The following is a 14,370-nucleotide window of genomic DNA, read 5'->3' on the forward strand; positions in this document are numbered from 1 at the left end:
GGCGGCGGATTAGCTGATCGGTCATGGCACGCGCACCGCTTCTTCAGCTTTCCGGCATTTCCCTGACCTTCGGCGGCAATCCCGTCTTTGATGGCCTTGATCTCGTGGTCCAGCCCGGCGATAGGGTGGCGCTTGTCGGGCGCAACGGGTCGGGCAAGTCGACGCTGATGAAGGTCATGGCGGGCCTCGTGGAGGCTGATCAGGGCGACCGCGTGGTGCCGCCGGGCGTGACGGTCGGTTACATGGAGCAGGAGCCGGACCTCTCGGCCTTCGCGACGCTCGGCGAGTTCGCCGCGTCGGGCCTGCCGGAGGGCGAGGCCTACAGGGTCGCGGTCGTGGCCGATGGCTTGAAGTTCGACCCCGGGACGGAGGTATCCGCGGCATCGGGCGGTGAAAGGCGGCGCGCGGCGCTCGCCAAGCTTCTGGCCGAGGCGCCGGAACTCATGCTTCTGGACGAGCCGACGAACCACCTCGACATTCAGGCGATCCGCTGGCTGGAAGACCAGCTGCGGGAGACCCGCGCGGCCTTTGTCATCATCAGTCACGACCGCGCCTTCCTGCGCGCGCTCACGTGTGCAACGCTCTGGATCGACCGGGGCGAGGTCCGGCGCAACGAGAAGGGATTCGCGGCGTTCGAGGACTGGCGTGAAACCGTCTGGGCCGAGGAAGACCTTGCCCGTCACAAGCTCGACCGCAAGATCAAGGCCGAGGCCCGCTGGGCGGTGGAGGGGATCTCGGCGCGTCGGAAGCGCAACCAGGGCCGGGTACGGGCGCTTCAGGCGATGCGGGCCGAGCGCGCGGCGCTGATCCGCCGGCAGGGCACGGCGGACATGGCGCTCGATACCGGCCAGACCTCGGGCAAGCTCGTCATCGAAGCGAAAGGCATTTCAAAGGCTTTCGGGCCGAAGCTGATCCTGAGGCCGTTCGACCTCAAGATCCTGCGCGGCGACCGGGTGGCCTTCGTCGGCCCGAACGGCGTCGGCAAGACCACGCTTCTGAAGATGCTGACGGGCGAGGTGGCACCGGATACCGGCGGCGTTCGCCTTGGCACCAACCTTGAGCTCGCGGTCTTCGATCAGGCCCGCGCCACCCTGGATCTGTCGATGACGCTCTGGGACGGGCTGGTGAACGATCCGGAAATGGCGGTGTCGGGCCGGTCCGATCAGGTGATGGTGCGCGGCGTGGCGAAGCACGTGGTCGCCTATCTCAAGGATTTCCTCTTTGACGAGGCACAGGCGCGGGCGCCGATCGCCTCGCTCTCGGGGGGCGAGCGGGCGCGGCTTCTGCTCGCGCGGATCATGGCGAAGCCGTCGAACCTCCTGGTGCTCGACGAGCCGACGAACGACCTCGATGTCGAAACGCTGGACCTCTTGCAGGATATCCTGGGCGATTATGACGGGACCGTGCTTCTGGTCAGCCACGACCGCGACTTCATCGACCGGGTGGCGACGACGACGATCGCGATGGACGGTGACGGGCGGGCCGTGACCTATGCCGGCGGCTGGAGCGACTATCAGGCCCAGAAGGGCGCCGCCGCGCCGGCCGAAAAGCTCGCGAAACCCGCGTTGAAGCCTGCCCCGGCGCCGGAGGTGAAGGTGAAGAAGGTCACGCAAGGCCTGACATTCACGGAAAAACACCGGCTGGAGAGCTTGCCGGGGATCATCGAGAAGCTGGAGGCGGAGATCGGCAAGCTCAGCGACTTCCTGTCCGATCCCGCGCTGTTCCAGACCGCGCCGGACAAGTTCCGCCGAGCGTCCGAAGGGCTCGCCGAACGGCAGGCGGCGCTGGCTTCCGCAGAGGAGGAATGGCTTGTGCTGGAAGAGAAGTCCGAAGCATGAGGGGGCCGCTCGACGGGCTCCGCATCGTCGAGATCGCCGGTCTTGGCCCGACGCCTTTCGCCGCGATGACGCTTGCCGACATGGGCGCGGAGGTGATCCGCATCGAGCGGCCCGGCAACCGCCACCTCCTGGGCCTCGGTTACGATATCCTGAACCGGGGGCGCGGATTTGTCGCGCTCGACCTCAAATCCGAGGAGGGGTGCGGGATCGCGCGGCGGCTGATCCTGCGGGCCGATGGGTTGATCGAGGGGATGCGCCCCGGTGCGATGGAACGGCTCGGGTTGGGTCCGGACGATTTTCAGGAGAATCCGCGGTTGGTCTACGGGAGGATGACCGGCTGGGGGCAATCGGGCCCTCTGGCGCAGTCGGCGGGGCACGACATCACCTACATCGCGCTTTCCGGCGCGCTTCATGCGATCGGGCCGGCGGAGCGGCCGGTGCCGCCCTTGAACCTCCTCGGCGATTTCGGCGGCGGGGCGATGTACCTCGCCTTCGGCATGGTCTGCGCCTTCCTCGAAGCAGCGCGGAGCGGCAAGGGGCAGGTGGTCGACGCAGCGATCAGCGATGGCACGGCGCATCTCATGGCGATGATCCAGGCGATGGCGGCGGGCCGGCTTTGGCGGGATGCGCGGGAGGCGAACATCCTCGACGGCGCGGCGCCGTTCTACGGAACCTATGCCTGCAAATGCGGCGGTTTCCTCGCCGTGGGGGCCATCGAGGCGAAGTTCTGGGTGGAGTTCCTCGTCCGGATCGGGCTTGATGCCGGGGCGTTGCCGGATCAGATGGACCGGTCCCGCTGGCCCGACTTGCGTGTCGCGGTGGCCGGGCGCATCGCGGAAAAGACGCGGGACGAATGGGCGGCGCTTCTGGAAGGGACGGATGCCTGCGCGGCGCCGGTCCTGACCATCGCTGAAGCGCCGGACCATGCGCATAACCGGGCGCGGTCAACCTATCTCCGCCACGAAGGCGTGACCCAGCCCGCCCCGGCGCCGAGGCTTGGCCGGACGCCGGGACGGATCGCGGACGGGTCGCAGGCGGTTCCTCTCGCCCCCGCAGACGTACTGAAAAATTGGGGCGCCTGACGGAACAGGCGCCCCCGCACTCTTTACTGGCACCGGAGTGGCTCGTCACATCGCCGGCAGGAGTACCGCGTCGATCACGTGGATCACGCCGTTCGACTGCTTCACGTCGGCGATGGTGACGGTCGCCGTGCGGCCGCGCTCGTCCTCGATCTTCACCATCCCGTCCTCGACCATGGCCTTGAGCGTGCAGCCGCCGACGGTCGGGACCGCATGCACGCCGCCATCGTCGGCGATCATCTTGACCAGCGCCTCGGACATGACGTCGGCGGCGACGACATGGCAGGTCAGCACCTTGGTCAGCGCCGCCTTGTTTTCAGGCTTCAAGAGGTCTTCGACGGTGCCGGCCGCCAGCATGCCGAAGGCCTCGTTCGTCGGGGCGAAGACGGTGAAGGGGCCGTCGCCCGCGAGGGTGTCGACAAGTCCGGCGGCCTGGACGGCGGCGACGAGCGTGGTGTGGTCGGGCGAGTTCACGGCATTTTCGACGATGTTCTTCGTCTCGTACATTTCTGCACCACCGACCATCGGGTTGGCGGCGAAGGCCGGGGCCGTCAGGGCCGAGAAGGCGAGCGCGAGAATGGAAATGCGAGTCATCATTGTCTCCCTCTGTCATGCAGGGGGACCCTTTCCCCCTGATCTGCACGGAGCTACGAAGACGGCGGGACAAAAGTTGCAGGTTGCCGGAAAAAAATTGCGAAAGGTCTGACGTCCGGCGGGGGCCGGGCTCAGGCGTCTCCGATCTCTGCGGCAACGAGGAGAGGGCCGGTCGCTACACCCGTGGGCGAACCGCCTTCGGGTTCGAGCGTGATCGCAAGCGTCGTCCCGGCGGGGAGGGCGGCGACCGGGATCGTCAGTTCCGCATCCCGCACCAGGCCGATGGAGATCGGGGCCTCGCCGGCGGGGATCAGCCAGAGTTCGTAATCCTTGCCGGGCGCCGCCGCCGGTCCCGCCGCGCGGGAGACGGTCAGTTCGCCGGTCCTGGCGTCGAAGCGCGCGGCCACGGCGAGGTCTTGCCCTTCGCCGGTCAGCGTCGCGGTCACGGGGGCGTCGGGCGTCAGGGTCGGCAGGATCACGATGGCGGCGATCGCGGCCAATGCGGCGCCGGCAAGGGCGCCCCAGATCCAGAAGCCTCGGCGACGCGGCTGCTCGGGCGTCGGGAAAAGCCGCGCCTCGACCCGGTCGAGAAGGTCGGCGGGGGGCGCCATCTCCGCATAGCCCTCGTTCAGGGGCGCAAGGCGGTTCTGCCAGTCCTCGACCATCGCCGCGAAACCGGGATCGCCCTCGATCAGCGCCTCGGCCGTCAGCCGCTTTTCGAGCGGCAGGGTGCCGAGCACATACTCGGCTGCCAGCGCCTCGCGTTCGGGCATATGACCGACCGGATCGCTCATGCGTCCAGACACTCCTTCAGTTTCTGCAAGCCCCGGCGCAGCCAGGAGCGGATCGTGTTGATCGGCACGTCATGGTGACGGGACAGGTCGAGATAGCTCAAGCCGTTGAGATAGGCGCCGCGCACCGCCTCGGCCCGCGCCGGTTCGAGAAGGTCGAAACAGTCGGCAATGCGCTTCGCCTCGCCCCGCGCGATGCTTTCGGCTTCCGGCCCCGGCGTGCCGTCGGCAAGGCGGGCGATGGCGGTATCGTCCTCGGTCGGTGCCGGACGGGCGCGGAGCCGGTCGATGGCGTGGTTGCGGGCGATTGCGACAAGCCAGGTCATGCCGCGCGCCCGCGTCGCGTCATAGCGGCGGGCATTCAGCCAGACCCTTGTGAACACTTCCTGCACGGCGTCCTCGGCTTCGCTCCTGTCCTTAAGGATACGGAGGGCGACACCGAAGAGTTTCGCCGAGGCGGCGGAATAAAGCGCGCGGAAGGCCGCACGGTCGGAGCGGGCCGTGGCCGCGATAAGGTCGGCGATGGGATCCCCGGCCTCCATCCCGTCAGCCGCGCCGGCGCCTGCGACCGCCTTCGCCGCCCGAACCGGAGGTGTTGAAGCTGACATCGGGCAGGGTGACGATGGCGCTGAGTTCCGGGAAGGGGGCCGTCGCATGCGGGATCGCGTTGGCGGCGACGAAATGTTCCTGGAAGCGCGGCTCGATCGCCGTCTCGACCTTGTGGATGCGATTGACCTCATCCTCGATCGCGGCGCGGGACGCGATGTTGCAAAGCGCGATCCGCGCGCCGGTGCCGGCGGCGTTTCCGGCCGACGTGACCTTGTCGAGGGGGCAATCCGGGATCATGCCGAGAACCATAGCATGTTTCGGCGAAATGTGGGCGCCGAACGCGCCGGCAAGCACGATGCGGTCGACACTGTCGATGGCAAGCTCATCCATCAGCAGGCGCGCGCCGGCGTAAAGGGCAGATTTCGCAAGCTGAATCGCGCGGATGTCGCCCTGGGTCACGCTGATCAGAGGGCCGCCCTCGGCGGTGCCGTCGTGGAGGACATAGGCATGGGTGCGCCCGGTCGGAACGCAGCGTGCCGTCCCGGTCTGTTCGGCCGAGCCGATGAGACCGCCGGCATCGAGAATCCCCGCCATCCGCATCTCGGCCACGACCTCGATGATGCCCGACCCGCAAATGCCGGTGATGCCGGTCTGGGCGGTCGCGGCGGCAAAGCCGTCGTCGGTCGACCAGAGATCGCAGCCGATGACCTTGAAGCGCGGTTCCTTGGTCGCCGGGTCGATCTCCACCCGCTCGATGGCGCCGGGGGCGGCGCGCTGGCCCGCGCTGATCTGGGCCCCTTCGAATGCCGGGCCCGTGGGCGAGGAACAGGCCAGCACCCGGTCCTTGTTGCCAAGCAGGATCTCGGCATTGGTACCCACGTCAACAATAAGCACCATGTCTTCGGATTTGTTCGGTTCCTCGGACAATGCCACGGCCGCGCAGTCCGCCCCGACATGGCCCGCGATACAGGGCAGGATATAGATGCGAGCATTCGGATGGATCGCCGACAGGTCAAGATCGCGCGCCGGCAGTGACAGGCTTTCCGAGGTCGCCAGCGCGAAGGGCGCCTGGCCAAGCTCGACCGGGTCGATGCCGAGCAGGAGGTGGTGCATGACCGGATTGCAGACGAAGACGGTCTCGACGATCTGGGTCGGGTCGATCCCGGCCTCGGTGGCGATCGCCTGCGCGAGACCGTTCAGCGCGGTCCGCACGGCGGCCGTCATTTCCTTGTCGCCGCCCGGGTTCATCATGGCGTAGCTCACCCGGCTCATCAGGTCCTCGCCGAAGCGGATCTGCGGGTTCATGAGGCCGGAGGACGCAAGGACATTGCCGTTTCTGAGATCGCAGAGATGGCCGGCGATGGTGGTGGAGCCGAGGTCGATGGCAAGACCGTAAAGCCGCCCTTCATAGAAGCCGGGCCAGAGGTCGAGGATGCGCGGCTGTCCGTGATGGTCGCGGTGGATCGCGGCGGTGATCTTCCACTCCCCTTTCCTGAGGACCGGCTGAAGTTTGGAGAGGATGGAGGTGTCGGCGCTCAGCCCGTCGATCTGCCACTGGTCGCGAAGCGCGTCCGCGAGGCGCTGGAAGTCGCCGGAGGGTTCGTGCATGTCGGGCTCCGCCACCTCGACGTAGTAAGCGTGGGTGGCAGGGTCCATGACGATGTCGCGCTGGGTCGCCGACTTGCGGATCACCTGGCGGTGGACCTGGCTTTCCGGGGGCACGTCGATGACGACATCGCCCATGATCTTCGCCTGGCAGCCAAGGCGCCGCCCCTCGGCAAGCCCGCGGATGCGGTTGTAGCGGTCCTCGACCGCGTTCCATTCGGAAAGCGCGTCCTCGGCGACCGTCACGCCGTGCTTGGAGAACTCGCCGTAGCCCGGCGTGATCTGGCACTTGGAACAGATGCCGCGCCCGCCGCAGACGGAATCGAGGTCGACGCCCAATTGCCGGGCCGCCGTCAGGACAGGCGTGCCGGTCGGGAACCGGCCGCGTTTTCCCGAAGGCGTGAAGATGACGAGGGGATCTTTGCTCATGACAGGGTCCGGAGGTTGTGTTCGCTCGACTGTAGCGGTTTGCACGGAGGGCGAAAGACGGCCAGCGCCGCTTTCTTGTCCGCATGCGGCAAGGGGGTGGCAAAGCGCGTTTTGAGCGGATTGTCAGGACTAACGCACACCCGCAGCTTCACGGGGCACAAGGCCGATCAATCGCGTCGGGTTCGGCGCCTCAGCCGCGCTCTTCCTCGACGATGGCGCGCATCGTGCCGAGCGGCGCGTAGCCGCGCAGCATCTGCTCGCCCATCACGAAGGTCGGGGTGCCCGAAATCTGCATGCGTTGCGCCAGAAGGTGGTTGTCCTCGATCACCTTGGTCACCTCGGGCGCATCCATCTGCGCCATGATCGTGGCGCTGTCGAGACCGAGATCGGTCGCGAAGGCGATGAGCGTCTCCTCGGTCACATCGCCACGGAAGTTCTCGTAAAAGCCGGAATTGACCTTCTCGTAGGCTTCATAGCCCGCGACGTGCAGGGTCGCGATGGCGAACCGAGAGGCGATGACCGACTGGTCGCCGAGGATCGGGAATTCCTTGACGATATAGCGGATGTCGCCGTCGGACGCGACGAGTTCCTTCACCTCGGCATGGGCTTTCTTGCAGTAGCCACAACGGTAATCGATGAACTCGACGACCGTCAGGCTGCCGTCCGGATTGCCGCCGACGAACGAATATCCATCGTCGAAAAGATCCTTGGCATTCGCCTTGACGAGGGCGAGATCGCCTTTCGCCGCCGCTTCGGCCTGGCGCGATTGCAGAACCTCGATCGCCTCGGACAGAACTTCGGGGTTTTCGAGGAGATAGGCGCGGACCTCCGCCCGAAAGGCCGTCCGCTCCGCTTCCGACATGGCCGAAAGGTCGAAGGCCGCAGCCGGCGAGGCGAGGAGGGCTGCGAAGGCGAGCGGGGCGAATTTCATCGGGCATTCCCTGTCTTGCGGCGCGGCTTCCGGCGCCTCGTGAAGTCGGGGGCCGACAATCGCAGAAATCTCCCGGCGCGCAAGGCGGGCCGGGTGCGGCCCATTGACCTTCGCTGCCGGGGCTGTGATGAACGGCCCGGGTTTCGCCGGCCAAGATAGAGAGGGGAACATGCGCACATCAAGCCGCGGGATGGTCGATCCCTTCATTGTGATGGACGTGATGGAAGCCGCGCGCGCCGCCGAGGCCGCCGGACGCCATGTGATCCACATGGAGGTCGGCCAGCCCTCGACCCCGGCCCCGGCCGGCGCGCGGGCAGCGCTGGCGGCGGCGATGGACACCGACGCACTTGGCTATACGGTGGCGCTCGGCCTTCCGGCGTTGCGGCAGGGGATCGCCGATCTTTACCGTCGCTGGTACGGCGTCGATCTCGACCCCGCGCGGGTGATCGTCACCGCCGGTTCCTCGGCGGCCTTTCTTCTGGCCTTCACGGCGCTTTTCGACGCGGGCGAGAAAGTGGCGCTGGGCGAGCCCGGCTATCCCTCGTACCGGCAGATCCTGCGGGCGCTGTCGCTGACACCGGTTGGCATTCCGACCCGGGCCGAGGATCGCTATCAGCCCCGGCCGGAGGAGATCCCAGGCGATGTGCAGGGCCTGATCGTCGCGTCGCCCGCGAACCCGTCCGGCACGATGCTCGACCGGCCGTCGCTCGCCGCCCTGATCGGGGCGGCCGCGGCGCGCGACATCGCCTTCGTGTCGGACGAGATCTACCACGGCCTCCACTATGAAGGACGGGCGGTCTCGGCGCTGGAAATCTCCGACGACGTCTACGTCATCAACTCGTTCTCCAAGTATTTCTCGATGACCGGTTGGCGGGTAGGCTGGATGGTCGTTCCCGAGGCGCATGTGCGCACGGTCGAGCGGCTGGCGCAGAACATGTTCATCTGCCCGCCCCATGCAAGCCAGGTGGCCGCGCTCGCCGCGCTCGGCTGCATCGACGAACTGGAGGCGAACCGCGCCGTCTATGCCGAAAACCGGCGGCTGATGCTCGACGGGTTGCCGAAGGCCGGCTTCACCCGCATCGCGCCGCCTGACGGGGCCTTCTACATCTACGCCGACGTCTCGGGCCTGACCGATGACAGCCGCGCCTTCGCGGCCGAGATCCTCGACAAGGCAGGGGTTGCGGTCACGCCGGGGCTCGATTTCGATCCGCGACGGGGGGCAGGAACGCTGCGGTTCTCCTATGCCCGCTCCACCGCCGATATCCGTGAGGGCCTGGCGCGGCTTCACGAGTTCATGAAGGCGAGGGGATAGGAGTTTCGCTGGCGGGCGGCCGCGCCTATGATCGGCGAAAACAGGCAGGCGGCATGGGCATTCGGGCGATCGCGCTACATCTTCTCGCGTCTTTTTGGATCGGTTCCGGGGTGTTCGCCGACGATCTGAGCGCGCTCGCGCGGCTCGATCCGGCGGCCTCGCGCGTCGCCGATGACGGCGCCGGCATCGCCATCGACCTTTCGATCAGCCATGCGGTTCCCTACCGCGCGTTCCTCCTCGCCGATCCGCCCCGGCTGGTGGCCGATTTCTCCGTGGTCGAGTTCGGTCCGTCGCGACCATCGGCACTCGACCGCGCGGAACGGGTGCGCTCGCTCGGCTGGGGGCCGATCCGCGACGGCTGGTCGCGGCTCGTCGCCGAACTCGATGGCCCTTACCGGATCGAAAGCGCGGAGGAGCGCGTGGCCGAGACCGGCGAGGCGGAAATCCGGTTGCGGCTGGTGCCGGAGGACGTGGCGCGCTTTGCCGCCGCGACGGCGCAGGGGGTGCCGGATGCCGCGCGCTGGGCCCTTCCCGAACCCGTGGTGGCCGAGGCGCCAAAGCGGCGCCAGACCGGCGCCGAACCGCTCGTCGTCGTCCTCGATCCCGGGCATGGCGGCATCGATCCCGGCGCCGAGGCCGGTGATGTGGTGGAGGCGGACGTGATGCTGCGCTTCGCGCGCGAACTGGCCGAGGTGCTGCGCCGGGGCGGAATCAAGGTCTTGCTGACCCGTGAGGAAGACGTCTTCGTGCCGCTGGAAACGCGCATCAGCGTGGCACGGGCGGCGAAGGCAGATGTCTTCCTGTCGCTTCACGCCGATGCGCTGGCGGAGGGGCAGGCAACCGGCGCTACCGTCTATCTTCTCGCCGACGAGGCAAGCGATACCGCCTCTGCGCAATTGGCCGAGCGCCACGACCGCGCGGATCTTCTCGCCGGGGTGAACCTGGCGGGGCATGACGATGTGGTCGCGGCGGTGATGATGGAGATGGCGCGAACCGAAACCCAGCCGCGCGCCGCCCGGCTTGCCGGGGCGCTTGTCGCCGCCATCAAGGCTTCGGGTGGGCGGATGCACCGTCATCCCATTCAGGAGGCTGCCTTCTCGGTGCTGAAATCGCCCGATATCCCGTCGATCCTGCTCGAAGTCGGGTTCCTGTCCTCCGACACCGACCGGCGCCGGCTTGCCGATCCTGTCTGGCGCGCGTCGTTCCAGGAGGCGATCCGCGTCGCCCTGCGTAACTGGGCCGTCGAGGATGCGGCGGAGGCCCGGTTGATCCGGCAGTAACGCCATCGGTTCGGGCGGAGCGGCGGTCGCGGCCCAAGGGCATTCCCCGCCGACGCGCGGCAAGTTGTTTTGACCCTTTCGCGCCTGCGCTGTATAGACGCCCCGTTCTCTTGGGAGTCTTTCGTGATCCGGTTCGTCCTCTCGTTCTTCGGTGCCTTCTTCAGCTGGCTCGTCACGGCCGCGGTCTTTGCCGCGCTGACGGTCGGGGCCATCTTCTGGATGTACAGCCGGGATCTGCCCGATCACGAATACCTCGCCCAGTACACGCCGAAGATGATCAGCCGCATCTATTCCGGCGAAGGCCGGCTGATGGACGAATTCGCGACCGAACGGCGGATGTTCGCGCCGATCGAGGAGATTCCGGACATCGTGAAATGGGCCTTCATCTCGGCCGAGGACAAGAATTTCTACACGCACAAGGGCTTTGATGCGCGGGGCATGGCGGGCGCGCTCTGGGATGCGATCCGAACAAGGGGCAAGACGTTGCGCGGCGCCTCCACCATCCCGCAGCAAGTGGCCAAGAACTTCCTTCTCGGCGGCGACCGGACGGCCGAGCGCAAGATCAAGGAACTGATCCTCGCCACCCGGCTCGTCGACACGCTGCCGAAGGACAAGATCCTCGAACTTTACCTCAACGAGATCGACCTTGGCTTCCTGTCGTTCGGGGTCGCCTCGGCCGCGCAGACCTATTTCAACAAGACGCTCGCCGAACTCCAGCCGGAAGAGGCCGCCTACCTCGCCGCGCTTCCGAAGGCGCCCTACAGCTACCACCCGGTGAAAAACCGCGAGGCGGCGATCGACCGGCGGAACTATGTCCTGCGCGAGATGTTCCAGAACGGCTATATCGACAAGCCGACGCTCGACACCGCGCTTGCGGCGCCGCTGAAGACGGTGCAGGGCGGCGACTACCCGTCGTTCAAGGGCTCGCTGCCGCCGCGCGACTATTTCACCGACGAGATCCGCCGCCAGCTGTCGCGGAGTTTCGGCGAGGACGAGTTCTTCGGCGGCGGCCTGACGATCCGGGCGACCGAGGATCCCGAGATGCAGCTTGCGGCCGGGACCGCGCTTCAGGAAGCGCTCGAGAATTACGACCGCAACCAGGGGATCTGGCGCGGGACGCGCAAGGTCGTTCCACGCGAGGCGCTCGCCTCGGAGGAAGCCTGGCGAACGGCCCTGAGCGAGGCCGACGTGCCGCGCGACGTGCCGGGCTGGCTGCCGGCCGTGGTCCTCGAAGTCGGCGAGAAATCCGCGCGGATCGGGATCGAGGGCGTCTCGGACGACGCAGACGGCCACTGGATTCCCTCCGAGGACGTGACCTGGGCGCGCAAGCGGCAGGCGGACGGGCGGCTAGGCAAGACGGCGAAGGTCGCGGGCGATCTCGTCTCGGTCGGCGATGTCGTTCTGGTCGCGGCGCTTGCCAACGACGACGGCACGTTCAAGCGCTGGTCGCTTCGGCAGGTGCCGGAAGTGCAGGGCGGCTTCATGGCGATGGACGTCAATACCGGTCGGGTCATCGCGATGCAGGGCGGGTTCTCCTACCAGTCCTCGGTCTTCAACCGCGCGACGCAGGCCGAGCGTCAGCCGGGTTCGTCGTTCAAACCCTTCGTCTATGCCGCCGCGCTCGACAGCGGCTTCTCGCCCGCGACCATCGTGGTCGACGCGCCGATCGAGGTCGACACGCCCCAGGGCCTGTGGCGGCCGAAGAACGCGTCCAACAAGTTCTACGGGCCCACGCCGCTTCGCACCGGCATTGAACAGTCGCGGAACCTGATGACCGTGCGGGTGGCGCAGGAAATCGGCATGGATACCGTCGCCGGGTATGCCGAGCGCTTCGGCGTCTACGATCATCTCGACCGGTTCCTGGCCAATGCGCTCGGCGCGCAGGAAACCACCCTGTTCAAGATGGTGGCGGCTTACGCGATGTTCGCCAATGGCGGCGAACGGGTGGAGCCGACGCTCGTCGACCGTGTGCAGGACCGCTGGGGCCGGACGATCTACCGCCACGACCAGCGCGACTGCGTCGACTGCAAGTTCGCGAGCCTCGATCCCGGCGCCGCGCCGCGCATCAATTCCAACCGCGAGCGGGTGATGGACCCGGTGACTGCCTATCAGCTGACCTCGATGCTGCAGGGCGTGGTCCAGCGCGGCTCGGGCTCCGGCGTCCGGTTGCCGGTGCCGGTCGGCGGCAAGACCGGCACCACGAACGACGCCAAGGACGTCTGGTTCATCGGCTTTACCTCGAACATCGTCGCGGGCTGCTACATGGGCTACGACCAGCCCCGTACCCTTGGCAGGGGCGCCTATGGCGGCACGCTTTGCGTTCCGGTCTTCAACGCGTTCATGAAGGAGGCCGTGGCGAAGTACGGCGGCGGCCAGTTCAAGGTTCCCCAGGGCGGGCACTTCATCAAGATCAACCGGTTCACCGGCGAACGTCTGCCCGACGACGTCTCGGGCGATTTCGTCCAAGCCGAGTTCTTCCGCGACGGCGAGATCCCGATCTTCGGCATCGGCGCGATGGTCGACGGCGGCTTCGGGATGGGCCAGAACCTGCCGCTTTACGCCTATGGAGAGGTTGGCGGCGACGAGGGCGGCACAACGGTGACCACCGCGACGGGCAAGACCAAGATCATTCCGAAGAAGGCCGATTTCGGCACCCTGAGTTCCGGCGGGCTTTACTGATATCTGCCGGAGGTGTGCCCATCTCACCGCTGACGTCCCGGGGACGGGACGGGGCCATCCTCATGGATTTTTGAACCTGCGGGGCGCGGCTCTCTTGCCCGGGGCGGGTGGGTCCGGTATCACGCCCGACGACTGACGGAAGGAAACGGCCATGCGCGCCGAGATGGAAAACATTGTCGAGGCGGTGGGGAAGTCGCTGAAGCTGCTCGGGCAGCGGATGGATTGGGAAACCGCGCCGCACCGGCTTGAAGAAATGAACGCGATGATCGAGGACGGCGACCTCTGGTCCGATCCCGCCCGCGCGCAGAAGCTGATGCGCGACCGCCAGGTGCTGATCGATGCCGTCGAGACCTACCGCCGGATCGAGCGCGAGCTGAAGGACAATGTCGAGCTGATCGAGCTTGGCGAGATGGAAGGCGACAAGGATATCGTCGAAGAGGCTGAAGGCGCACTCCGGGCGCTGAAGGAGCTTTCCGCCGCGAAGGAGCTGGAGGCGCTCCTCGACGGCGAGGCCGACGGCAACGACACCTTCCTCGAGATCAATGCGGGCGCCGGCGGGACTGAGTCCTGCGACTGGGCGTCGATGCTGGCGCGGATGTATGTCCGCTGGGCCGAGAAGAAGGGTTACAAGGTCGATTTGATGAGCGAAAGCGCCGGCGAAGAGGCCGGCATCCGCTCCGCCACCTACAAGATTTCCGGGCCGAACGCCTATGGCTGGCTGAAGTCGGAATCCGGTGTCCACCGGCTGGTGCGCATCTCGCCCTATGACAGCGCCGCGCGGCGGCACACATCCTTCTCTTCGGTCTGGGTCTATCCGGTGGTCGACGAGAATATCGAGATCGTCATCCCCGACAACGAGATCCGCATCGACACCTACCGTTCCTCGGGGGCGGGCGGCCAGCACGTCAACACCACCGACTCGGCGGTGCGGATCACCCACCTTCCGACCAACATCGTCGTGACCTCGTCGATGAAGTCGCAGCACCAGAACCGCGAAATCGCGATGAACGCGCTGCGCTCGCGGCTTTACCAGCTCGAACTCGACCGGCGGAACGCCGCGATCAACGCCCAGCACGACGCCAAGGGCGATGCCGGCTGGGGCAACCAGATCCGCTCCTACGTGCTCCAGCCCTACCAGATGGTGAAGGACCTGCGCACGGGGTACGAGACGTCGGACACCCAGGGCGTTCTCGACGGCGACCTCGACGGGTTCATGGCTGCAACGCTCGCACTGGACGTCGCAGGCAAGAGCCGCGCCGAGGCGCAGGCCGGCGACTGACGTC

The 14,370-nt window shown here is 67.1% G+C and carries 11 protein-coding genes; 6 read left to right on the forward strand and 5 right to left on the reverse strand.

Annotated features, from left to right (window positions below; genetic code table 11):
• Positions 1-23 precede the first annotated feature (23 nt).
• A complete protein-coding gene (locus V5734_RS09335; RefSeq protein ID WP_347313225.1) occupies positions 24-1,838 on the forward strand; it encodes an ABC-F family ATP-binding cassette domain-containing protein in 1,815 nt (604 codons plus the stop codon).
• Complete coding sequence (locus V5734_RS09340; RefSeq protein ID WP_347313226.1) at positions 1,835-2,920, forward strand: CaiB/BaiF CoA transferase family protein; 1,086 nt, start codon at positions 1,835-1,837, stop codon at positions 2,918-2,920. The genes V5734_RS09335 and V5734_RS09340 overlap by 4 nt, the downstream gene beginning before the upstream one ends.
• A 45-nt stretch (positions 2,921-2,965) precedes the next feature.
• Here the strand turns inward: V5734_RS09340 and V5734_RS09345 are convergent, their stop codons facing one another.
• The 5 genes from V5734_RS09345 to V5734_RS09365 all read right to left on the reverse strand — a co-directional run bounded on the left by V5734_RS09345 (position 2,966) and on the right by V5734_RS09365 (position 7,816).
• Positions 2,966-3,514, reverse strand: coding sequence for a fasciclin domain-containing protein (locus tag V5734_RS09345; RefSeq protein WP_432759676.1), 549 nt, complete (start codon positions 3,512-3,514; stop codon positions 2,966-2,968).
• 128 nt (positions 3,515-3,642) lie between these two features.
• A complete protein-coding gene (locus V5734_RS09350; RefSeq protein WP_347313228.1) occupies positions 3,643-4,305 on the reverse strand; it encodes an anti-sigma factor in 663 nt (220 codons plus the stop codon).
• A complete protein-coding gene (locus tag V5734_RS09355) occupies positions 4,302-4,844 on the reverse strand; it encodes a sigma-70 family RNA polymerase sigma factor (protein WP_347313229.1) in 543 nt (180 codons plus the stop codon). Before V5734_RS09355 ends, V5734_RS09350 begins: the two co-directional genes overlap by 4 nt.
• Positions 4,845-4,848: 4 nt before the next feature.
• Positions 4,849-6,885, reverse strand: a complete 2,037-nt coding sequence (locus V5734_RS09360; protein ID WP_347313230.1) for an ASKHA domain-containing protein — start codon at positions 6,883-6,885, stop codon at positions 4,849-4,851.
• Between the two features lie 190 nt (positions 6,886-7,075).
• Positions 7,076-7,816, reverse strand: a complete 741-nt coding sequence (locus V5734_RS09365; protein WP_347313231.1) for a DsbA family protein — start codon at positions 7,814-7,816, stop codon at positions 7,076-7,078.
• A gap of 169 nt (positions 7,817-7,985) precedes the next feature.
• Here V5734_RS09365 and V5734_RS09370 point away from each other — a divergent pair, with 169 nt between their 5' ends.
• The 4 genes from V5734_RS09370 to prfB all read left to right on the forward strand — a co-directional run bounded on the left by V5734_RS09370 (position 7,986) and on the right by prfB (position 14,366).
• Positions 7,986-9,128, forward strand: coding sequence for a pyridoxal phosphate-dependent aminotransferase (locus V5734_RS09370; RefSeq protein ID WP_347313232.1), 1,143 nt, complete (start codon positions 7,986-7,988; stop codon positions 9,126-9,128).
• A 53-nt stretch (positions 9,129-9,181) separates the two neighbouring features.
• Positions 9,182-10,408 carry an N-acetylmuramoyl-L-alanine amidase gene (locus V5734_RS09375; protein WP_347313233.1) on the forward strand — a complete coding sequence of 409 codons (1,227 nt, stop codon included), beginning with the start codon at positions 9,182-9,184 and terminating at the stop codon, positions 10,406-10,408.
• A gap of 123 nt (positions 10,409-10,531) precedes the next feature.
• Positions 10,532-13,087 carry a penicillin-binding protein 1A gene (locus tag V5734_RS09380; RefSeq protein WP_347313234.1) on the forward strand — a complete coding sequence of 852 codons (2,556 nt, stop codon included), beginning with the start codon at positions 10,532-10,534 and terminating at the stop codon, positions 13,085-13,087.
• 151 nt (positions 13,088-13,238) lie between these two features.
• Complete coding sequence (prfB, locus tag V5734_RS09385) at positions 13,239-14,366, forward strand: peptide chain release factor 2 (protein ID WP_347313235.1); 1,128 nt, start codon at positions 13,239-13,241, stop codon at positions 14,364-14,366.
• Positions 14,367-14,370 lie beyond the last annotated feature (4 nt).

Source organism: Defluviimonas sp. SAOS-178_SWC, assembly GCF_039830135.1.
Lineage (GTDB): Bacteria > Pseudomonadota > Alphaproteobacteria > Rhodobacterales > Rhodobacteraceae > Albidovulum.